The following is a 19,615-nucleotide window of genomic DNA, read 5'->3' on the forward strand; positions in this document are numbered from 1 at the left end:
TGCGGCGCGGTTCGCCGTCGCCGCAGCCGGCGTCAATCGCGCTTGGGGATGTTCAGCCCGCGAATCACCGCCGGCCGGGCGACGAAGGCGTCCAGCACGCGCCGCACCTGGGTGAAATCCTGGATGCCCACAAGGTCGCCGGCTTCGTAGAAGCCGATAAGGTTGCGCACCCACGGAAAAGTGGCGATGTCGGCAATGGTGTATTCGTCGCCCATGATCCATTTGCGGCCGACAAGGCGGCCATCCAGCACCCCCAGCAGGCGGCGCGATTCGGCCACGTAGCGGTCGCGCGGGCGCTTGTCTTCGTAGTCTTTGCCGGCGAATTTGTTGAAGAAGCCCAGTTGGCCGAACATGGGCCCTATGCCGCCCATCTGGAACATCAACCACTGCAAGGTCTCGTAGCGGCCCGCGACATCGCGCGGCAGCAGCTTGCCGGTCTTGCCGGCCAGGTAGACCAGGATGGCGCCCGACTCGAACAACGCCAGCGGGCGCCCGTCGGGTCCGTTGGGATCCAGGATGGCGGGTATCTTGTTGTTCGGATTGAGCGACAGGAATTCGGGCGACATCTGGTCCTTCTGGTCGAAGCGCACCAGATGGACCTCGTAGGGCAGCCCTGTTTCCTCCAGCATGATGGATACCTTCACGCCATTGGGCGTGGGCAGGGAATAGAGCTGCAGGCGGTCGGGATGCGAGGCCGGCCATTTCTTGGTGATGGGAAAGGCGGACAGATCGGTCATTGAATATCTCCAGCGGGACGGGAATACCGACTCGAAAGAATACTCGAAAAGCCCGGCACACCCGAGCGGCCCCGAAACTTCGGCCTGGCAGCCTTTGCGATACACTGGCCTTGCCCCATGGGCTTCGCGCCGCGGGACCGCGGCGCCCTTGCTAGGAGACGACCGCCATGCACTTGAAAGGTTCCTGCCACTGCGGCGCCGTGCGCTTCCGCCTGGAAAGCTCCACGCCCTACCCTTACCAGCGCTGCTATTGTTCCATCTGCCGCAAGACGCAAGGCGGTGGAGGCTACGCGATCAATCTGGGCGGAGACGCCCGCAGCATGAAGATCACAGGCAAGAATCATATCTCGATCTACCACGCCAAGATCAGAAACCCCGGGCAGGCCCGTGCGCACACCAGCACCGCCGAGCGGCATTTCTGCAAGCTCTGCGGCAGCGCGTTGTGGCTCTTTAGCCCCGAATGGCCCGAACTGATACATCCTTTTGCCAGCGCCATCGACACTCCGCTGCCCGTGCCCCCGGAACACACCCACTTGATGCTGGAATTCAAGGCGCCATGGGTAGAGGTCGAGAAAAAACCGAAAGACTTGTTTTTCCAGGTATACCCGGAAGAATCCATAGCCGAGTGGCATGAACGCCTGGGACTGACCGCGGATTGAACACGGGCCGGCTTGCCGCCGGCCCGGGATCGAACTTATTTGCCTCCGCCTCAAGGCGGACGATGAATAGCGGCGCCGGCGCAATGCCGCGGCTCGGCGCCGCCCGGGCCTTTACTTGGCCGCCGGCGCCGCGGGAGCGGGCGCGGCTTCGTGCCGAGGCTTGTGATGCGAATGATGCTTGGCCGGCTTCTTGCCATGCTGGTCGCGGAACAGCTCATCGGCTGTCTTTTTCTGCGTGTCGGACAGCACCGCATACAGGCCGCTGAAGGAGTCGGATAATTTCTGCATGTCATCGGCATGCACTTGCGCAAGTTTCGCGTACGACTTCATGGAATCGTCAGCATTCATCGAAGCAAGGCCCTTGGCGCGATCCTGGATCGCCTGGTCTATGCGCTGCGCGTTGTCACGCATGGTTTGCGCGAAGGTCTCCCATTGCTTGGCCTGTTCGCTGGTGATCTTCAATTGGGTGTGCAGCCGGGTGATGCGCTCTTCGACGCGATCTTCGTGTTTCTTGGCGTGGCGCGCGGCCTTGGACTGGGCATGGGCAGGCGCAGCCTTGTTGGGCGTGGCGCCTTGCTCGGCAGGCGCCGCAGCAGGAGCAGGCGCAGAACTTTGCGCCATGGCGGCGGCGGAAAACAAGCCGAGAGTCAGCAGTACCGGCGCGAAGGCCTGGTTCAATTTAAGGTTCATGTCTGTATGCTCGATCGGGTGACTGGAATGGGAAGGCGACAGGCCCGCGCGGAATCGGTATCCCGTGCGGGCCGGGCGTATCAATAGCCCGAATACACGGGCGGAGGCGGCGGGGGAGGCGGCGTCGTGTAGACCACCGGAGGCGGCGCCTGCACGGCGGAGCCCGCGATCACGGCGCCGGCGATAGCGCCCAGAGCAGCGCCGAACAGCAAACCATCGCCACCGCCGCCGCCACCGTGATAGTGGCCATGGTAGCCGCCGTGATAAGCGGGTGGCGGACGATGGTAATGACGAGGTGCGGGCCTGACATGCGCATGCGGCGGGGGATGCCCACGCGCGCCGTGGTGCTGGGCCTGGGCCGGGGCCGACATGGCGAATACTGCCGCCACTGCAGCCAGGCCGCTCAGGCTTTTGGTGAAAATCCGGAAGTTGCGAGCCATGGAGATTACCTCCTTGCGTTTCTTGATTTGATGGACCGACGCCCGGGCCGCTGCCTGCAAAAGCCACGGCGCAGGGCACTCGAACCCAGTATACCCATCCGCTTCCATGGCAAATGGGGGGCCACATCATTGCTTACAACTATGTCCCGAAACACCCAAAACTGAAACCTGTACAGGAATATGTATACATGCTCCTGTCGCGCTCGCCGGGACGAATCGCGCGGCCGGCCGGATACACAGCGCCGCCATGGGCTTATTTGGCGGCCTCGCCTCCCTTGTTGAAGTCTTCTTCCCAGAACTCGTTGTCGCGCCGGCCCTCGCCGTCGCGCCCCTGCTCGGCCTTGCGCAGTTCCACGCGCCGGATCTTGCCCGAAATAGTCTTGGGCAACTCATAGAACTCGATACGCCGGATGCGCTTGTAGGGCGCCAGCCGCTGCGCGGCGAAACGCAGGATCTCGCCGGCAAGCTCGCGGCTGGGTTCGTGGCCCGCCCGCAAGGCGACGAAAGCCTTGGGCACCGCCAGCCGCAAGGGATCGGGGCTGGGCACCACCGCCGCCTCGCCCACCGCCGGATGCTCTATCAAGACGCTTTCCAGCTCGAAGGGGCTGATGCGGTAGTCCGAGGCCTTGAACACATCGTCGGCCCGGCCGACATAGGTGTAATAGCCGTCGGCGTCGACCTCGGCTACGTCGCCGGTGCGATAGTAGGCATCGCCCACCGGCTTGATGGAATTGCTGCGGTCGTCGACATAGCCGTCCATCAGACCCGTGGGGCGCGGGTCCAGCGATATGGCGAGTTCGCCTTCGGTGGCCAGTTCCCCGTCCGGGTCGAGCAAGGCCAGCTTGTAGCCCGGCATAGGGCGGCCCATGGAGCCCGCTTTGAGTCGCTGGCCGGGCGAATTGCCGACTTGCGCGGTGGTCTCGGTCTGCCCATAGCCGTCGCGCAAAGTAAGGCCCCAGGCCTTCTTCACGCGCTCGATGATCTCGGGATTGAGCGGTTCGCCCGCGCCTATCACTTCGCGCATCTTCACGGGGTACGAGGCCAGGTCTTCCTGGATCAGCATACGCCACACCGTAGGCGGCGCGCATAGCGTCGTCACTCCGTAATCGGCCAGCGTCTGCAGCGTGACGCGGGCATTGAAGCGCGCGCTGTTGTAGACAAAGATGGCCGCCCCCGCGTTCCAGGGAGCGAACACCGAGCTCCAGGCGTGCTTGGCCCAGCCCGGCGAGCTGATGTTCCAGTGTATGTCGCCCGGCTGCAGCCCGATCCAGTACATGGTCGACAAATGCCCCACCGGATAGCTCTGGTGGTTGTGCTGCACCAGCTTGGGCCGGCTGGTGGTGCCCGACGTGAAATACAGCAGCATGGGGTCGGTAGCCCGGGTGGGGCCGTCGGGCTCGAACACCGGGCTGGCCGCGGTCGCGTCTTCGTAGCGGAACCAGCCTTGCGGCACGGGGCCGCCGCCGCTTACCGCGATGCGCTTGATGTCCGCCGTATCGGGAAACTTGGCGGCCTGGTCGGCATTGGTGACCACATAGCGCACGCCGCCGCGCTGCATGCGATCGGTAATATCGTCGGCCGTCAGCAGCAAGGTGGCAGGTATGGTCACCGCCCCCAGCTTCATGGCGGCGAGCAAGGTTTCCCACAAGGCCACCTGGTTGGCCAGCATCAGCAAGATGCGATCGCCACGCTGCACCCCGAGGCTGCGCAAATAATTGGCCACCTCGTTCGAGCGCCGCGACATCTCGGCAAACGAGCGCTTCAGTTCCTGGCCGTTTTCGTCGACGATCCACAGGGCCGTATCGTCATTGTTGAGCGCATAGTCGTCGAACCAGTCCAGCGCCCAATTGAACTCGTCCAGCTTCGGCCACTTGAAGCCGCGGTATGCGGCATCGTAGTCGCTGCGATGCTTCAACAGAAAATCCCGCGCCTGTGCAAATGCTTGCGATGTCATGCATGTCTCCGTTTTATTTCCCGCCGGCAACCGCCGCGATCGCGGCAGCATGGCGCTCGTTGAATTCGATGTGCAGTCTCGCCGATCCATTATAGAGACGGAAAGCGTCGTCGTCGCACCCCGCGGCAAGGCGTCCCGAAAGCCGGCGCGGCTGCATGGCGCAGCACCGCGTTCAGCCGCCTGAAAGCTAATGGATACGCGGGCTTGCAACATCACGGCAATCTCGGGGTAATCATGAATAGCCACCTTGCAAGGCCTGAGTAAAATCGTTTTCATCAGAATTTCAAGAGTGCCGACTGGCGATACGCAGCACCCGCCTCGACCGCTACGCACAGTGGATTTCGGCGCCCTCTTCCCCAGCCTCCGGGCTGCAGATCCGGGCAGAGCCGGCTTCGCGCCGGCCCGTTTCCCGCCTGTGCAGGCGACAGGGACGGCCCATGCGCGGCAGCGGCCGGTAAAACCAAGAGGAGGGAAACAAATGCGTAAATTCATTCTGGCCCTGTTCGCCATCCTGCTGGGCCTTGCGGCCTTGCCCTCGATGGCGGCCAATTGCCCGCACGGCGAGCTCGACTCGCAGTACTGTGTGGACGGCGACAAAATGGTGGCGGCTCCGCCCACCGATCCCAAAGAATTGAAAGACCCGTCCACGCTGGTCTTCGCCTATACGCCAGTCGAAGATCCTGCGGTCTACGCCAATGCCTTCAAGCCTTTCGTAGCCTATCTGTCCAAATGCACCGGCAAGCACGTGGTGTATTACCCGGTGCTTTCCAACTCGGCCGAAGTCGAAGCCATGCGCTCCGGGCGCCTGCACGTGGCGGGGTTTTCAACCGGCCCCACCGCGTTTGCGGTGAACCTGGCCGGCGCCATTCCCTTTGCCATCAAGGGTGACCCCAAGTCCTACGAAAGCTACCGCATGATCCTGATCGTGCGGGCCGACTCCAAATACAAGAAGCCTTCCGACCTGGTGGGCGCCAAGATCGCCCATACCGCGGCCTCGTCCAATTCCGGCAACCTGGCTCCGCGCGCCCTGCTGCCCGAAGTCGGCCTCACCGCGGATAAAAACTATAAGGTGGTGTATTCGGGCGGCCACGACCGTTCCGTGCTGGGGGTCAAGGCCGGCGACTACGACGCCGCAACGGTGGCCTCGGACGTCTTCGAACGCATGGCGGCACGCGGCGACATCAAGCTGTCCGACTTCCGCATCCTGTACAAGAGCGACCCGTTCCCGACCTCGGGCTTCGCCTATGCGCACGACCTGAAGCCCGAACTGGCGCACAAGATCGTGGAATGCTTCCTGTCGTTCCGCTTCCCGCCCGAGATGCAGAAAGAATTCTCCGGCGGCGTGGATCGCTTCTGGCCGGCCACTTATAAAAAGGACTGGGCGGTGATCCGCAAGATCGCCGACGCCACCGGCGCGCCCTACGACCGCGCTACCTTTGACGCCGAAGCCAAGAAGGAAGCGGCCGCCGCAGCCAAGAAGAAAAAGCCCTGACCCGACGGACGACGGACGCAACCCATGCCCATTACTGAAGCATCCCACGGCGCCGCGCAGCATGGCGGCGCCGCGCTGGTCCTGCAGAAACTCACCAAGGAATACACCCGCTCCAATCCCGTGCTGCGCGGCATAGACCTGAGCGTGGCCTCGAGCGGCGTGACCGCGGTCATCGGCCCCTCGGGCACGGGCAAGAGCACGCTGATCCGCTGCATCAACCGCCTGGTCGAGCCCACCAGCGGCCGGGTGCTGTTCCACGGCGAGGACATCACCGGCCTGGGCGGCAAGGCCCTGCGCCGCACGCGCCGGCGCATCGGCATGATCTTCCAGGAATACAACCTGGTCGAAAGGCTGTCGGTGATGGAAAACGTGCTCAGCGGCCGGCTGGGCTACGTGCCGGTGTGGCGGGCGTGGCTGCGCAAGTTCGCGCGCGAAGACGTCGAGCGCGCCTTCGGGCTGATCGAGCGTGTCGGGCTCGCCGACCACTTCAGCAAGCGCGCCGACGCACTTTCGGGGGGACAACGACAGCGCGTCGGCATCGCACGCGCGCTGGCCCAGCGTCCCGAACTTCTGCTGGCCGACGAGCCCACTTCATCGCTCGACCCGCGCACCTCGGTGGAAATCATGGAACTCATCGCCGAGCTCGGCGCCGAGATGAACCTGCCCGTTATCGTCAACATCCACAATGTCGAGCTGGCGCGCCGCTATGCGCAGCGCATCATAGGCATGAAAGACGGCACCATTGTCTTCGACGGCAAGCCCGACGAACTCGCGGAAAGCCACCTCAAGTTCATTTACGGCGGGGAAGACTGGCTATGAGCGTGCCCGCGCGCGCCCTGAAGCCGTCGGCCGGCCCGGGCCGTAATCCATTTCCCGCCAACTGGACAGTGCGCGTCATCGCGCTCTTGCTGCTGGCCTATATCATCTACGCCTGCGCGCAGATGGGCATCACCTGGCACCGCTTCGTCATCGGCTTGCACGAAGGCGGCCGCCTCCTGGCCGAGATGGTGCCTCCCGACTTCCACCGCCGCGCGCTGCTGTTGCAAGGCATCGCGGAAAGCCTGCAGATCGCCATTATTTCCACGGTATTCGGCGTGATCCTGTCGCTGCCCTTCGGCTTCCTGGCCGCGCGCAACCTGATGCCGGCATGGGTCAGCGGCCTGACTCGCGCCTTCATCGCGCTCTGCCGCTCTTTTCACCCGGTGATCGTCGCCATTTTGTTCGTCAAGGCCATAGGCTTCGGCGCCGCCCCCGGCATCCTGGCGCTGATCGTCGCTTCCATCGGCTTCATCTCCAAGCTGTTCGCCGAGGCCATAGAAGAAATCTCGCTCAAGCAGGTCGAAGCCATACGCGCCACCGGCGCGGGCTTCCTGAATACCATGCTTTATGGCGTGCTGCCGCAGGTCAATGCGCGCTTCATCGGCTTCGCGCTCTACCAGCTCGACTCCAATGTGCGCAACTCGACCATGGTCGGCATCGTCGGCGCCGGCGGCATCGGCGGCACGCTGTTCACCGCCTTCCAGCGCTTCGACTATCCCTTCGTGCTGGCGCTGCTGCTGTCCATCATCGCGCTGGTGATGCTGGCCGAGATCTTCTCGCAAATCCTGCGGAGAGCCTTTCTGTGAGGCCGGGCCAAACACCACAGGCGATGCTGGCCGAACCTGCCGTGGCCGGCAGCGCCGTGCGCCGCGAATGGACACGCTTCACGCCGGCGCAGCGCCTCGCGCGCTTCGCCGTCTTCCTGTTCATCGTGCTGGCCACCCTCACGGCGCTGCGCACGGTCGACATCATTCCCGAATTCCTGACCGACGCGCCGCAACAGATGGCCGACATGCTCACCCGCATGTGGCCCATAGACTTCGCGGAATTCCAGCGCGGAGCGGGCCGCGCCATGCTCGAGACCATCAACATCGCGTCACTGGGCACCCTGATAACCCTGGTGATGGCGCTGCCCGTGGGCCTGCTGGGCGCGCGCAACGTCACGCCCGTGCCGGCGCTGAACTGGCTGGCACACGTCATACTAGTGACCTCGCGCTCGGTCAATTCGCTGGTATGGGCGCTGCTGTTCGTCGCCTTCTTCGGCCCCGGGCCGCTGGCCGGCACCTTCGCCATCGCCTTTCGCTCGATAGGCTTCGTGGGCAAGCTGCTGGCGCAATCGCTCGAAGAATGCCAGCCCGGCCCCATCGAGGCGCTGCAAGCGGTAGGCGCGCCGCGTGCCAGCGTGCTGCTCAAGGGCTTCTGGCCTCAGGTCAAGCCGGCCTTCTGGTCCATCGCCCTGCTGCGCTGGGACATCAACGTGCGCGAATCCGCGGTGCTGGGCCTGGTCGGCGCCGGCGGCATCGGCGTGGCGCTGCAGAATTCCATGGATTTCTTCCAATGGGACCGCGTCGCCCTGATACTGCTGATGATCTTCGCCGTGGTGGTGGTCGCCGAAATCGCCGTCAACATCATCCGCAAGAAACTGATTTAAGGGGCGGGGCCTGGCCCCTTCCATGGGCCGAGCCGCTATTCGCGGCCACGGTCTCGTGCATCGCCCCGGCGCCAGTCCCTTTCCACGCGGCTACAGCCCTTGCCGCGGCATCAAGGCCGACACTACCACCGCCTACACGCGCTTCGCTTCAGGGCTTGTGCGGACAAGTAGCGGGCACCGGGGTGCCAAACAACACCGCCAGTCCGCAGGCCGAGGTGAACATGCCGCGGTCGTTGTGTCCGACACCGGGCACTTCCACCAAAGACTGGTTCAGGCCGGACGGGTGACGCTGCTGCATATAACTGAAATATGCCAGCCCCCGGGCCAGCCGATACGGCCCCTGGGCCATGCCGCCGCAGGACCGGTCGATGAAATGCGTATAAGGATTGGTATCGGCCATGCCCAGCATGTACACCACGTCGCGCTTGGCATAGCGGGCTTCCAGGCCGGCAGTGCCCTCCTGCTGCACATAGGGCGGCGCATCCTTCAAGCCGTATTTCCACTTCACTGCTGCGGGGCAGGCAGCAACATCGGCAGGGTGGAACGAGCCATCCGCCGCGGGCCTTTCGTCGTCGAAATACAGATAACTGGACGGATTGGCCACCACATAGCGCATGCGTATGCCGGCGCGGCGCAGCGCCGCATCACCTTGCCCGGCGACCGCGTAGCGCTGCACCACCTGGGCGCCGGCCGAATGCCCCGCCAACACCACCTCGGTCAGCGCCGGGTAAAGCTTGCGGTCGGCAAAATGCGCGAGCAAGGCATCGAGTGCGGAAAACGAGCTTATGGGGGCCGGCGCGACGGCAGGCGCCCCGTCCTTCCAGCCGCCCGTCGTCCATTCAAGCGTGTCGGCAGCCAGCCCGAAGGCCTGGGCATCGACGCGCGTCAGGAACTGGGGCGCCGCCACCAAGGTGTCGGCGCCCGCCGCGCCGGCCGCTTGCCGCGCCTGCTTGGCCGCAGCGAAATAAGAATCGGCATTGCGCAACAGCCCGTGCACGACCAGCAACACGCGCTTTACATCAGGCGCCGGCTTGTCCAGCGCACGGTCCGCATAAACCGCCATCATGCCCTTGCCCTGCGGCGTCGCAACCTGCAACCACTGGCCGGCGACGTGCTGGACCGCGTTCTTCTGGCTCTTGCCGGCAGCCCAGGCGTTCCCCGCGACACCACACGCCGCCATCGCGGCGGCCCCCAGCATACAAGCCAGCAGACGCATAGACATGAAAGTTCTCCCCGGACAGGAAAAAGACGGACTACCCGCGCCCTTCAGGCGCCGGCCAGCGGCAACGCCATCAGCAATTCGTCATAGTAGCGCCCATCGATCTTCAATGCCCGGCGCTCGAGGCCGTATTCCTTGAAACCGGCGTTCCGGTACAGACGCAGGGCGGCGTCATTGGAAGCCTGCACGGTCAAGAGCACTTCTTCCACCCTGCCCCGGGCCAGTTCGAGCACGCGGCCAAGCAGTTCGCCGGCCAGCCCCGTTCCACGCGCCTGCGGCCGGAGATAGACACCCCACAAGGTGCCTTTGTGACTGAGCTTGGGCGATTCCGGCACATGCAGCCCCGCGATGCCCATGAGACCCTCGCCCTGGGCCGGCCAGGCGCCCAGCACCAGGCCGTCACGCAAGCGCTGCTCGAACCACTCCAGCGGCCTGGCTTGCTCCTGATCCCAGGCCGCGGCGAAGGATTGCGGATGCGCCAGCAGCCCTTCCAGGCGCAATTCCCGGTAGGCAGCGGCGTCGGCAACTTGCAGGCGCCGGAACGTGCAGGAAGACGCGGAAGCGGAATTTGGGAGCATATGAAAATGTCCTTGCCGGGTCTGGGCAAAGTCGCCAGTTTAGTATCTTGCGCGCGGCCGGAAACGCCGGCCCCGGCACGGCTCTATAAGGGCCGTCTTGTGGCCTGGACTAAAATCATCGGTGTCACAAACCATTTCAGGCAGATTTCATGTTCCCGCAAAGACTACTCGACGGCTATAAATCCTTTTTGAACGGCAGGCTGGCGCAAGAGCGGGAACGATACGAAGAACTGGCCGAAAAAGGGCAGCATCCGGAGGTCATGCTGATCGGCTGCGGCGATTCGCGCGTCGCCCCCGAAACCATATTCGACGCGGGCCCGGGCGAAATGTTCGTGGTGCGCAACATCGCCAACCTGGTTCCGCCCTGCGAATCGGATGTCGAAGGCTCGTACCACGGCACCAGCGCAGCCATCGAATTCGGCGTCAATGCGCTGCAGGTCAAGCACATCGTGGTCATGGGCCACGCCAGTTGCGGCGGCGTGGCCGCCTTCGCCAACAAGGCAGCGCCGCTTACCAAGCGCGACTTCATCGGCAAGTGGATGTCGCAGATCGCCCCCGTGGCCGAACGCCTGGGCCCGCCCAAGGGCGATCGCGCCAGTTGGATCCGCCAGCTCGAATGGGCCGTGGTGGAACACAGCCTGAAGAACCTGATGACATTCCCGGCGGTACGCCAGCGGGTCGAAAGCGGCGAGATGCAACTGCACGGCGCCTACTTCGGCATCGCCACCGGCGTGCTGTTCCTGCGCCCCGACAGCGGCGGGGACTTCAAGCCCTACACCGAGGCCTGATAGCCACCACGCGCCGCCGCGGCCGAGCCACGGTGGGCGCTGATCAGAGTATGCCCTTTTCCGGATAGGGCTCGTTGCGCTCGACGCGCTCGTAGCCCAGCCGCGCCAGGTCGATGGTCTGGTAGCGGCCATGCACGACAAGCTCGGCAATGCCCCGCCCCGCAGCGGGCGCATGCATCATGCCATGGCCGGAAAAGCCCGCAACGGTATAAAGATTGGGCAGCCGGGAATTCCAGGCGCCGATGACCGGATTGCCGTCGAGCTCGTTCACTTCGTACAGCCCCGACCAGGTACGGTGGCATTTCGCCGCCTCGAAGGCCGGAAAACGATGGGCCACCGCCGGCCAGACGACGTTCTCGAAATAATCGTGGTCGACCTCGAAGTTGTAGCCGCGCACCGCGCTGCCGTCTACCAGGCCGCCCGAATAACCCTTGCCCTCGGACCTGAAAGCCAGGCGCGACATGTCTTTCACATAAGGCAGGTGCCCGACGTGGCTGCCTGGGGTGAAATAATGCTCGAACCGGCGCACGGGTGAAATCGGCAGGTGCATGCCGAACAGTTTGGCGACATCCCCCGACCAGGCCCCGGTCGCATTGACGAAAGCTTCCGCGGCCAGGCTTGCGCCGTTATCCAGCTCGACCGCAACCGCCTTGGCGGCATCGCAGCGCGCGCCCGTCACCCGCGCCGCGACATAGACGGCGCCGAGTTCCACCGCCTTGCGCCGGAACCCCCACAGCAAGCCGTTGGGATCGCACCAGCCGTCATGCGGCGTATGGGCGCCGGCCCCGAGATCATCGACATACATGGCGGGGAAACGGCTCTTGAGCTCCCCCGGCGAAAGCAGATCTACGGTACAGCCTTGCGCCCGCTGCACAGCCACGTTCTTTTCCAACTGCGCGGCGTGTTCCGGCGGCACGATAAACAGGTAGCCGCCTTCCACCCAATCCACATGGACCGGCTGCTTGGCAGTCGCCATCCGTTCCTCGAAATGCCGGATGAAATCCAGGCTGAACAAGGACATCGCGATGTTTTCCTCGCCCGTGAACTGCACGCGGCAGCCTCCCGAAGAACGCAGGGCGGAGGCGAACTCGTAGGTCGAATCCGGCTCCACTACGCACACCGACAAATGCGGGGCTGCCTGCAGCAGGAAATAGGCGACGGAAGACCCTACGATACCGCCGCCGATAACCACTACGTCGTATTTCTTGACCTGAGTCGAAGTATCCATGATTCGTTCCTGCAACGACATCGAAATTACGGCCCGTCATCCCGGCTCGCGAATATGCCCGGCCTCACCACACCCCGTAGAAAATCCCCTCTTTCTTGTCCGTGCCCGTGCGAGCCTGCACCTGCTGGTAATCCAGCGTGGTGCGGCGCTTTTGCCGCGCGAACCACTCGCACAGCCTGTCATGCAGCACGGCGCGAGTCGACGCAAATTGCGGGACACTGCCCAGGTCGAAGAACTCGTGCGCATCGTTGCGCAGGTCGAAGAGCTGCGGCGGATAATCCAGCCAGTACACGTATTTCCATTCGGCCGTGCGCACCATCCATGCCTTGCATTCATTGGGGCCGCGGCCCAAGATGAGCCGGGCCGGCCGGAAGGTGTAATCGAGCTCGGAAAACACCGCATCGCGCCATGCCTCGGGCGCGTCGCCGCGGGTAAGCGGCAGCAGCGAGCACCCTTCCACCCGCTCTTCGCGGCGCAGCAGGCCCAACGCCTCGAGCACTGTCGGCACGGTGTCGATAGCCTCGACGAAACGTTCTTCACGCGTACCGCGGCGGGCATCGGCCGCCGGATCGGGGTCATAGAGCAGGTACGGCACGCGCTGCACGGTGTCATAGAAATGCTCTTTCTCGCCCAGCCAGTGGTCGCCGAGAAAATCGCCATGATCGGAAGTAAAGATCACCAACGTGTCTTTCCACCGGCCCAGCTTTTCCATGGTTTCCCACAAGCGGCCGAGCTGGTCGTCGATTTCCTGCACCAGGCCGGTATAGCGGGGCCGCACCTGGGCAATGACCTCGTCGCGCATGAAGTTGATGTTCTCTTCCTGCTGTCGGTAGGCGGCCAGCACCGGATGCTGGTGCGCCAGCTCGTCGGGATGGCGCGACACCGGCAGGCACTGGTCCAGCGTATACATGGCGTGATAAGGCGCCGGCGCGATATAGGGCCAGTGGGGCTTGATGTACGAAAGGTGCAGCGCCCAGGGCTCGTCGCCGCGTGCGTTCAGGAAATCGATGGCGGTGTCGGTGATGTAGGCGGTCTCGGAATGTTCCTTGGCGATGCGCGCCGGCAGGTGGATGTTGCGCAGGCGATGGCCCGAGACGCGCTCGCCGTGCTCGTCCAGCGCGCTGGTGACGAAATCGTTCCAGGGATTGGCGCTGTCGTAGCCATGGGCGCGCAGATAATCGGCATAGCCCGATTCCTTGCCGGGCTCGACGTGCCCGTCGTAGCGGTCGATTTCGACGAAACCGCCCGCACCCAGCATCCGGCCCAGGGCCGAGTCGCCTTCGATAGACAGTCGTCGCATCGCCGCGGTGTCGGCGCGCCAATGAGTCTTGCCGGCCAGGGCCAGCATGCGGCCGCTGTCGTGCAGGTATTCGCCCAGCGTCAGCTCGCCGATAGGCAGCGGCACGCTATTCCAGGTGGCGCCGTGCGACGAGGCATAGCGCCCTGTATAGAACGACATGCGCGAGGGCCCGCACACCCCGGACTGCACGAAGGCATTGCGGAAGTTGACGCCGCGCGAGGCCAGCCAATCGATATTGCGTGTGCGCAGATAGGGATGGCCGTTGCAGCCCAGGTGGTCGAAGCGCAACTGATCGCACATGATGAACAATACGTTGCGGAGGTGCGCGGACGGCATGGCTTTACACCTGCTGGATTTGGCGGTGAGGCGAAGGGGGAAATCCGACGCGGGAAGGATCGCGACATTGTATCCCGCGCCTGGCCAGCCCCGCGGGACGCCCCTGGGCCACAGCGAATGGAAATGCTCGCCTTTATGGCTTTTATGGCTCGTAAATTGTCCGCCATTCCGCACGGTGGCCAGACCGCTATTGACAGCGCATATTTATCTGACTAATGTCAGATAATGGGCACGCACGACGAACAGCTACAGCAAGTCCGCCGCTTCAACCGGACGGTTACGCGCCGGGTAGGCGCGCTCGATCATGACTACCTCGGCAGCGGCCGCCCGCTCGCCGAAGCCCGCCTGCTGTTCGAGATCGGCGCGCAAGGCGCCACGGTGCGCGAACTGCGAGCGCGGTTCGGCCTGGACTCCGGCTACGTCAGCCGGCTGCTGCACAAACTGGAAAGGCAAGGCCTGCTTGCGACGCGGCCCGATCCGGGCGACGGGCGCGTGCGCCGCGTCGGCTTGACACCTGCCGGGCGCAAGGAATGGCGCAGGCTCGACCGGCGCTCCAAAGACCAGGCGGCCGCGCTGCTGTCCACCCTGGGTGCCTCGCAGCGCACGCGCCTGCTTGCAGCGATGGCGGAGGTGGAGCGCCTGCTGCGGGCGGCGGCCGTCACGATCGAACCGGCCGACCCTGCGGGTCGCGAAGCCCGGGCTTGCCTGCAGGCATACTTCGATGAGCTGTCGCAGCGCTTCGAACAAAGCTTCGACCCGGCGCGCGGCCCGTCGGCCGATCCGGAATCGCTCGTGCCGCCCGCAGGCCTGTTTCTCGTGGCCAGGCTGGACGGCATGCCGGTCGCCTGCGGCGCGATCAAGCTCATGGATGCAGGCTTCGGCGAGATCAAGCGCATGTGGGTGGACCCGGCCGCGCGCGGCCTGGGCATCGCCCAGCGCTTGCTCGAAGCCCTGGAAAAACACGCCGTATCGGCGGGGCTCAATGTCTTGCGGCTGGACACCAACCGCAATCTCACCGAGGCGCGCGCGCTTTACGCCAACAACGGCTTCGTCGAGATCGCGGCATACAACGACAACCCTTACGCCCACCACTGGTTCGAAAAACGAGGCTTGCGGGGCAATCGGGCCGTGCGCCCCACCACTCGCCAGCGGGCCGATCGCTGACGCAAACCTCGGCTGTCGGCTCAGCCGTCCTGCGGCTGCCGCGGCATCTGCAAATTGAGTTGATAGAAGGCAGCGTCCAGCCAGCGTCCGAACTTGAAACCCGCCTGCTCTATGGTGCCGGAGTGCTTGAAGCCCAGGCCGGTATGCAGGCGGATGCTGGCGGAATTGGCGGCGTCTATGCAACCCACCAGGACATGCACCTGCGCCTCGCCGGCCCGGCGTATCAATTCATGCATCAAGAGCTTGCCCAAGCCGTGGCCGCGCTGCCCGGGATGCACGTATACGCTGTGCTCCACCGTGTACTTGTAGGCGGGATACGCGCGAAACGTGCCCCAACTGGCAAAGCCCAGCAGCTCGCCCGAAGGATCCACCGCCCCCACCACGGGAAAGCCGTGGGCGCGCTTCGCGGCAAACCAGTCCGCCATGGCCTGCGCAGGCCTGGGGACATAATCGTACAAAGCCGTCGAATTGACGATAGCCTCGTTCAGAATCGCCAGAATCGACGAGGCATGTTGCGCCTCGTCGCAATCGATCAGGCGCACGCCATCTACCGATGCAGGGGAAGTCATGGAAAGTCCTGTGAGTCGCGGAAAGTCAGGTATTGCCCGTGCCGCCCGCCGCTTGTCCATCGCAGATGGCCACGATGTAGTGCGCCGGCACGGACGCCGGGTTGCTGAACAGCAGCGGCTGGCCCAGGCGCATGGCTAGGCAGTCGCCTTTATGCAGCTCGTAGCGCTGGTCGCCGAGCGTGACATCGATGCGGCCCCGGATAACCCAGAGCTGTTGCTGCACCGACGCTTCCCTGGCGCCGGTTTCGTAGGCCACGCGCGCGCCCGGCGGAAACTCGACTTCCACCAGTTGAATAATAATAGATATTAAATCAAGCAATTTCCCTCCAGCACATCGCTACCCGGCAAGCCGATTCATCTATTCATGACCGCCATCTCCATTCCCGCGACGGACGGCTATCCGCTGGGCGCGACGATACACAGCGCAGACAATGGCGGACATCCCACGAACGTGGCCATCATCAATAGCGCCACAGGGGTCAAGGCCTCGTATTACTCCAGGTACGCGCGTTTCCTGGCGGCACATGGCTACATCGCCATTACGTACGACTATCGAGGCATAGGGGCATCCCGCCCCGAATCGCTACGCGGACTGAAAGCCAGTAAATTCGACTGGGGCAACAAGGATTTCGAAGGCGTGCTGAACTGGGCGGCACAGGAATTCCCTTCTGCCCGCATTGTGGTGGTAGGCCATAGCATAGGCGGCGTGGTGCCGGGATTCAGCCCATCCAACTCTCGTATCGACCGCATGCTGACAGTGGGCGCGCAATACGCGTACTGGAAAGACTATGCCCTGCCCGCGCGCTACTCGATGTTTCTGAAATGGCATGTCTTCATGCCCCTGCTGACTCGGCTGCTGGGATACTTTCCGGGGCGCCGTCTGGGCTGGCTCGAGGACCTGCCCGCCGGGGTAGCCTACGAATGGGCCTTTCGCAAGGCCACGCTCGAAGCACAAGCAGGATCGGGCCCAATTTTGCGCCCACACGTGCAACGCACCGCGGGCCTCACTCGCTACTTTCCTTCCTTGCGATGCCCCATGCTGGCCTACGGTATTACCGATGATCCGTATGCAACCCCGCCCGCGGTATTACGCCTGCTGGCGTACTACACCGGCTGCGAGCGTTCGTATGTGCAGGTGCGCCCCGACGAACTGCAACTGCCGCAAATAGGCCATTTCGCGTTCTTCCACGACCGCTTTCGCGACACCCTGTGGCGCGAAACGCTGGTGTGGCTGAACAGCGGCAAAGTGTCGCGCGCCGTCACCCGGCATTTTGCCGCCGGGCAATAAGTGACGACGGATCGGCGAGATCCAGCCAGAGAGGCGCGGAGCCCATTCCCCGCAAACCCCGACTGGATCGACAGCTCTCTCGGCAATCGAGAGTTGCGCACGCACTCTCCCGGGATGGAGCGCCGGCCGCTAATGTCCGCATAGCGAGCGGGCTGCATCCAGACGGCAATCGGCCCGCGCCACGCCTCAGTTCATATGAATGTTGGCAGCCTTGGCGACCTTGCCCCATTTCACATATTCGCTGTGGAAAAACTTGTCGAACTGTGCCGGGGTCCCGCCTTTCACCTCCATGCCTTGGGCAGCGATGGTTTTCCTGAAATTCGGTTCTGCCATTACCGCATCCAATGCGCGAGACAGTTTTTGAACTATCGCGTTGTCGGTTTTGGCAGGGGCCAGCAAGCCGAACCAGGTTTGCGCGTCAAAGCCCTTGATGCCCGCTTCGCTCATAGTCGGTATGTTGGGCAATTCCGGCACCCGGCTTTGGGACGTCACTGCCAGCGGCACGAGCTTGCCCGCCTGGACCAGAGGCAGAGAAGTGACGAGCACATCGAACATCATGTCGATTTGTCCGGCCATCAATGCCGTCAAAGCGGGGGCGCTTCCCTTGTAAGGGACGTGAACGATATTCACCTTGGCCAGAGACTTGAAGAGCTCTCCCGCCAGATGCGCGGCGCTGCCCACCCCAAACGAGCCGAAGGTGAGCTTATTCGGGTTCTTCTTCGCATCGTTGATGAGCGCTTGCACATTCTTGATGCCCGACTTCGGGTTGACGACCAGCAACAGCGGAGCGGTAGCTACCAGCTTGATAGGCTTGAATGCGTGTAGCGGGTCATATGACAGCTTCGAGTAGCTATGAGGAGTGACGGTCAGGGGCCCCGCGGCGCTGAAAAGCAGGGTGTATCCATCCGCAGGCGCATTGGCCACATGGGCATGTGCGATCTGGCCTCCGGCGCCGGGCATGTTGACGACCACGAATGGCACGTTCAGCTTGTCGCTCAGCCCCTTGGCGACCAGCCGTGCGGTGGAGTCCGTGGAGCCCCCCGCAACATACGGCACTATGAGCCGCACCGGTCGATCGGGGTATTTCCCCGCCGCGGCTGCGGGCGTAGACATCCCGAACCACATCGCGCTGGCCAGCGCGAGCAATCTCACGTACTTTGAGACGGTATATGTATTCCACATGGTTGCTCCTTTGGTGATATGACATAGAGGGTGCCTTGGCCCCGCTCATCGACGCGACATCGAGGCGTGTCTTCGTGCCGATGTTGTGAAATGCCCGGCGGCCGAGGCATACTGCGGCGACATAGCCTAGGTGGATCCGGTAAATATGGCGTGCATCAGCTTGCTGGCGTGATCTTCGTCCAGCACCGCAGGGTTGTTTTTCAAGTGATGGGCCGTCATCAGCGCTTTTACCAAGGGCTCGACGAGGTCCATGGATACATGCAGCTCCTGCAGGCTTCGGGGTAACTCGAGCCTGGCGATCAAATCGCTCGCGCTCTGGATCAGATCGTCGACGGACAGGGCCTGTTCGGTGGCCCTGATTGCAGCGGGAGCGATTTCACGATTGAGGGCTAGCGTTTTGGGCAGCGCAATCGCATTGACGAGCCCATGAGTCAGCCCGGTCGCAGCCCCCACCACATGGCAAACCGCGTGGTGCAGGCCCAAGCCGCAAGCGTTGATGGCGAACCCTGCCAGGCTTGCCGCCTCGAATAGTGTTTCCGCCAAGGCCTGGTTCTGTTCGCCCGATTTGGCGGCCGTCAGCAACTCCGGCCACATGTTGCCGCCTCGCGCCGCTGCCGCTTTCCCGAACCAGTGCTGTTTTCGGCTATAGAACGCTTCGATGCAATGCGCCCAAGAATTTATTCCGCTCGCAGCGAGCTCCTGAAGAGGCAGGCTGGCCAGGAGGCCGGGATCGTAGATGACCTTTTTAGGCAGATACTTCAACCCGCCTTTGCCTTCTTTGGTACCCCGCTGAGTGCGGATACCATATACATTTGTCATTTCCCCGCCCCCTAGCGAGGTGGGTATGGCAATGAACTCGGCCGAGATGGAATCCAGCACTCCTTTTGCCAGATCGATGGCGCTGCCGCTGCCGATGGCAATCAAAGTATCGGGGCTGAAAGAATGCGCGATTGCCGAACACTGCGCCAATACTGCCTCGGGGCTGTGCGGCAATGAACCGTCGAATATGGCGACTTCTTTCCCGGGAAACAGGCCAGCCCAGTCGAACAACTCGGCGCTACGCTTAGAACCTATGACCAGAACCCGCTGCCCGCCCAGCCCATTTAACAATTCCGCGCAATTACCCCGCAGCAGGAGCTGCGGAGGGAAATGCATTTTGAACGGAGCATCCATTTTTATTGCTCCGCCAGCCTGGCGTGGCCCACCATGGTAATGCCCTGATCGACTTTTCCTTCGATCTCTCCGTCATCGCGCAAGCTAACGGTTAAATTGTCGCCAGGGCAGACAGGTGCAATCCATTTGGTGTAAAGCTCCCCCTTGGTGTACCAATCTGCGCCGTAACGCCGCGCCGCCAGGCCGGCGGCGTAGCCCATGACATTCAATCCATGCGCCAGCGTGCCCCGAAACCCTCGTCTGCTGGCGAGATCCGCGTCGTAGTGAATAGTGTCGTTGTCGCCATTGATCGCTCCGTATTGATCGATAATGGCCTGGGTCATTTTGATTTTCTTTTCCATCACAGGG

The 19,615-nt window shown here is 63.3% G+C and carries 20 protein-coding genes and 1 pseudogene; 8 read left to right on the forward strand and 13 right to left on the reverse strand.

Annotation, left to right across the window (positions count from 1 at the left end; translation table 11 throughout):
* Window positions 1-32: 32 nt before the first annotated feature.
* On the reverse strand, window positions 33-737 hold the full coding sequence (locus KVP10_RS14380; RefSeq protein WP_217965307.1) for a glutathione S-transferase N-terminal domain-containing protein: 705 nt from the start codon (window positions 735-737) through the stop codon (window positions 33-35).
* Between the two features lie 167 nt (window positions 738-904).
* Between KVP10_RS14380 and KVP10_RS14385 the strand changes: the two genes are divergently transcribed.
* Window positions 905-1,396, forward strand: a complete 492-nt coding sequence (locus tag KVP10_RS14385) for a GFA family protein (RefSeq protein ID WP_217965308.1) — start codon at window positions 905-907, stop codon at window positions 1,394-1,396.
* 111 nt (window positions 1,397-1,507) lie between these two features.
* On the opposite strand, the gene KVP10_RS14390 is transcribed toward KVP10_RS14385, so the two are convergent.
* The 3 genes from KVP10_RS14390 to KVP10_RS14400 all read right to left on the reverse strand — a co-directional run bounded on the left by KVP10_RS14390 (window position 1,508) and on the right by KVP10_RS14400 (window position 4,480).
* On the reverse strand, window positions 1,508-2,086 hold the full coding sequence (locus KVP10_RS14390; protein ID WP_217965309.1) for a Spy/CpxP family protein refolding chaperone: 579 nt from the start codon (window positions 2,084-2,086) through the stop codon (window positions 1,508-1,510).
* A gap of 80 nt (window positions 2,087-2,166) precedes the next feature.
* On the reverse strand, window positions 2,167-2,526 hold the full coding sequence (locus KVP10_RS14395) for a hypothetical protein (RefSeq protein ID WP_217965310.1): 360 nt from the start codon (window positions 2,524-2,526) through the stop codon (window positions 2,167-2,169).
* A 253-nt stretch (window positions 2,527-2,779) separates the two neighbouring features.
* On the reverse strand, window positions 2,780-4,480 hold the full coding sequence (locus KVP10_RS14400) for an AMP-binding protein (protein ID WP_217965311.1): 1,701 nt from the start codon (window positions 4,478-4,480) through the stop codon (window positions 2,780-2,782).
* Between the two features lie 478 nt (window positions 4,481-4,958).
* Between KVP10_RS14400 and phnD the strand changes: the two genes are divergently transcribed.
* From phnD to phnE (KVP10_RS14420), 4 genes are read left to right on the forward strand one after another with little or no spacing between them, the layout of a single operon-like run.
* Entirely contained in the window at window positions 4,959-5,972 is a 1,014-nt protein-coding gene (phnD, locus tag KVP10_RS14405; RefSeq protein WP_217965312.1) for a phosphate/phosphite/phosphonate ABC transporter substrate-binding protein, read from the forward strand.
* A 24-nt stretch (window positions 5,973-5,996) separates the two neighbouring features.
* Window positions 5,997-6,791 carry a phosphonate ABC transporter ATP-binding protein gene (gene phnC, locus KVP10_RS14410; RefSeq protein ID WP_217965313.1) on the forward strand — a complete coding sequence of 265 codons (795 nt, stop codon included), beginning with the start codon at window positions 5,997-5,999 and terminating at the stop codon, window positions 6,789-6,791.
* Window positions 6,788-7,597 (forward strand): phosphonate ABC transporter, permease protein PhnE, encoded by an 810-nt coding sequence (phnE, locus tag KVP10_RS14415; protein ID WP_217965314.1) that lies wholly within the window; start codon window positions 6,788-6,790, stop codon window positions 7,595-7,597. Before phnC ends, phnE (KVP10_RS14415) begins: the two co-directional genes overlap by 4 nt.
* Window positions 7,598-7,620: 23 nt before the next feature.
* On the forward strand, window positions 7,621-8,442 hold the full coding sequence (phnE, locus tag KVP10_RS14420) for a phosphonate ABC transporter, permease protein PhnE (protein ID WP_217965467.1): 822 nt from the start codon (window positions 7,621-7,623) through the stop codon (window positions 8,440-8,442).
* Window positions 8,443-8,590: 148 nt separating this feature from the next.
* Here phnE (KVP10_RS14420) and KVP10_RS14425 read toward each other — a convergent pair whose 3' ends face one another.
* Window positions 8,591-9,664, reverse strand: coding sequence for an alpha/beta hydrolase (locus KVP10_RS14425; RefSeq protein ID WP_217965315.1), 1,074 nt, complete (start codon window positions 9,662-9,664; stop codon window positions 8,591-8,593).
* A 44-nt stretch (window positions 9,665-9,708) separates the two neighbouring features.
* Complete coding sequence (locus KVP10_RS14430; protein WP_217965316.1) at window positions 9,709-10,239, reverse strand: GNAT family N-acetyltransferase; 531 nt, start codon at window positions 10,237-10,239, stop codon at window positions 9,709-9,711.
* 149 nt (window positions 10,240-10,388) lie between these two features.
* On the opposite strand from KVP10_RS14430, the gene KVP10_RS14435 reads away from it, so the two are divergent.
* A complete protein-coding gene (locus tag KVP10_RS14435; protein ID WP_217965317.1) occupies window positions 10,389-11,027 on the forward strand; it encodes a carbonic anhydrase in 639 nt (212 codons plus the stop codon).
* Between the two features lie 43 nt (window positions 11,028-11,070).
* Here KVP10_RS14435 and KVP10_RS14440 read toward each other — a convergent pair whose 3' ends face one another.
* Both KVP10_RS14440 and KVP10_RS14445 read right to left on the reverse strand, forming a co-directional pair.
* The gene (locus KVP10_RS14440; protein WP_217965318.1) at window positions 11,071-12,255 is read right to left on the reverse strand and encodes an NAD(P)/FAD-dependent oxidoreductase; all 1,185 of its coding nucleotides are present in this window, start codon (window positions 12,253-12,255) and stop codon (window positions 11,071-11,073) included.
* A 64-nt stretch (window positions 12,256-12,319) separates the two neighbouring features.
* Window positions 12,320-13,891, reverse strand: a complete 1,572-nt coding sequence (locus KVP10_RS14445; protein WP_217965319.1) for a sulfatase-like hydrolase/transferase — start codon at window positions 13,889-13,891, stop codon at window positions 12,320-12,322.
* Window positions 13,892-14,116: 225 nt separating this feature from the next.
* Between KVP10_RS14445 and KVP10_RS14450 the strand changes: the two genes are divergently transcribed.
* On the forward strand, window positions 14,117-15,055 hold the full coding sequence (locus tag KVP10_RS14450) for a bifunctional helix-turn-helix transcriptional regulator/GNAT family N-acetyltransferase (protein ID WP_217965320.1): 939 nt from the start codon (window positions 14,117-14,119) through the stop codon (window positions 15,053-15,055).
* Window positions 15,056-15,075: 20 nt separating this feature from the next.
* Here the strand turns inward: KVP10_RS14450 and KVP10_RS14455 are convergent, their stop codons facing one another.
* Window positions 15,076-15,624: a GNAT family N-acetyltransferase gene (locus KVP10_RS14455; RefSeq protein WP_217965321.1), complete on the reverse strand. Its 549-nt coding sequence runs from the start codon at window positions 15,622-15,624 to the stop codon at window positions 15,076-15,078.
* Window positions 15,625-15,649: 25 nt separating this feature from the next.
* Window positions 15,650-15,919: pseudogene (locus tag KVP10_RS14460) on the reverse strand (cupin domain-containing protein); the annotation flags it as partial.
* Window positions 15,920-15,988: 69 nt separating this feature from the next.
* Here KVP10_RS14460 and KVP10_RS14465 point away from each other — a divergent pair.
* A complete protein-coding gene (locus tag KVP10_RS14465) occupies window positions 15,989-16,912 on the forward strand; it encodes an alpha/beta hydrolase family protein (protein ID WP_217965323.1) in 924 nt (307 codons plus the stop codon).
* Window positions 16,913-17,098: 186 nt separating this feature from the next.
* Here the strand turns inward: KVP10_RS14465 and KVP10_RS14470 are convergent, their stop codons facing one another.
* The 3 genes from KVP10_RS14470 to KVP10_RS14480 all read right to left on the reverse strand — a co-directional run bounded on the left by KVP10_RS14470 (window position 17,099) and on the right by KVP10_RS14480 (window position 19,611).
* Entirely contained in the window at window positions 17,099-18,094 is a 996-nt protein-coding gene (locus tag KVP10_RS14470; protein WP_217965324.1) for a Bug family tripartite tricarboxylate transporter substrate binding protein, read from the reverse strand.
* Between the two features lie 126 nt (window positions 18,095-18,220).
* Window positions 18,221-19,267, reverse strand: coding sequence for an iron-containing alcohol dehydrogenase family protein (locus KVP10_RS14475; RefSeq protein WP_217965325.1), 1,047 nt, complete (start codon window positions 19,265-19,267; stop codon window positions 18,221-18,223).
* A gap of 2 nt (window positions 19,268-19,269) precedes the next feature.
* Window positions 19,270-19,611, reverse strand: coding sequence for a MaoC family dehydratase (locus KVP10_RS14480; RefSeq protein ID WP_343218746.1), 342 nt, complete (start codon window positions 19,609-19,611; stop codon window positions 19,270-19,272).
* Window positions 19,612-19,615 lie beyond the last annotated feature (4 nt).

The organism is Candidimonas humi, from assembly GCF_019166065.1.
Lineage (GTDB): Bacteria > Pseudomonadota > Gammaproteobacteria > Burkholderiales > Burkholderiaceae_B > Candidimonas > Candidimonas humi.

Coding starts and splice junctions, on each gene's coding strand:
- KVP10_RS14380 (WP_217965307.1), bottom strand. CDS start 737: ATGACCGATCTGTCCGCCTTTCCCATCACCAAGAAATGGCCGGCCTCG.
- KVP10_RS14385 (WP_217965308.1), top strand. CDS start 905: ATGCACTTGAAAGGTTCCTGCCACTGCGGCGCCGTGCGCTTCCGCCTG.
- KVP10_RS14390 (WP_217965309.1), bottom strand. CDS start 2,086: ATGAACCTTAAATTGAACCAGGCCTTCGCGCCGGTACTGCTGACTCTC.
- KVP10_RS14395 (WP_217965310.1), bottom strand. CDS start 2,526: ATGGCTCGCAACTTCCGGATTTTCACCAAAAGCCTGAGCGGCCTGGCT.
- KVP10_RS14400 (WP_217965311.1), bottom strand. CDS start 4,480: ATGACATCGCAAGCATTTGCACAGGCGCGGGATTTTCTGTTGAAGCAT.
- phnD (WP_217965312.1), top strand. CDS start 4,959: ATGCGTAAATTCATTCTGGCCCTGTTCGCCATCCTGCTGGGCCTTGCG.
- phnC (WP_217965313.1), top strand. CDS start 5,997: ATGCCCATTACTGAAGCATCCCACGGCGCCGCGCAGCATGGCGGCGCC.
- phnE (WP_217965314.1), top strand. CDS start 6,788: ATGAGCGTGCCCGCGCGCGCCCTGAAGCCGTCGGCCGGCCCGGGCCGT.
- phnE (WP_217965467.1), top strand. CDS start 7,621: ATGCTGGCCGAACCTGCCGTGGCCGGCAGCGCCGTGCGCCGCGAATGG.
- KVP10_RS14425 (WP_217965315.1), bottom strand. CDS start 9,664: ATGTCTATGCGTCTGCTGGCTTGTATGCTGGGGGCCGCCGCGATGGCG.
- KVP10_RS14430 (WP_217965316.1), bottom strand. CDS start 10,239: ATGCTCCCAAATTCCGCTTCCGCGTCTTCCTGCACGTTCCGGCGCCTG.
- KVP10_RS14435 (WP_217965317.1), top strand. CDS start 10,389: ATGTTCCCGCAAAGACTACTCGACGGCTATAAATCCTTTTTGAACGGC.
- KVP10_RS14440 (WP_217965318.1), bottom strand. CDS start 12,255: ATGGATACTTCGACTCAGGTCAAGAAATACGACGTAGTGGTTATCGGC.
- KVP10_RS14445 (WP_217965319.1), bottom strand. CDS start 13,891: ATGCCGTCCGCGCACCTCCGCAACGTATTGTTCATCATGTGCGATCAG.
- KVP10_RS14450 (WP_217965320.1), top strand. CDS start 14,117: ATGGGCACGCACGACGAACAGCTACAGCAAGTCCGCCGCTTCAACCGG.
- KVP10_RS14455 (WP_217965321.1), bottom strand. CDS start 15,624: ATGACTTCCCCTGCATCGGTAGATGGCGTGCGCCTGATCGATTGCGAC.
- KVP10_RS14465 (WP_217965323.1), top strand. CDS start 15,989: ATGACCGCCATCTCCATTCCCGCGACGGACGGCTATCCGCTGGGCGCG.
- KVP10_RS14470 (WP_217965324.1), bottom strand. CDS start 18,094: ATGTGGAATACATATACCGTCTCAAAGTACGTGAGATTGCTCGCGCTG.
- KVP10_RS14475 (WP_217965325.1), bottom strand. CDS start 19,267: ATGGATGCTCCGTTCAAAATGCATTTCCCTCCGCAGCTCCTGCTGCGG.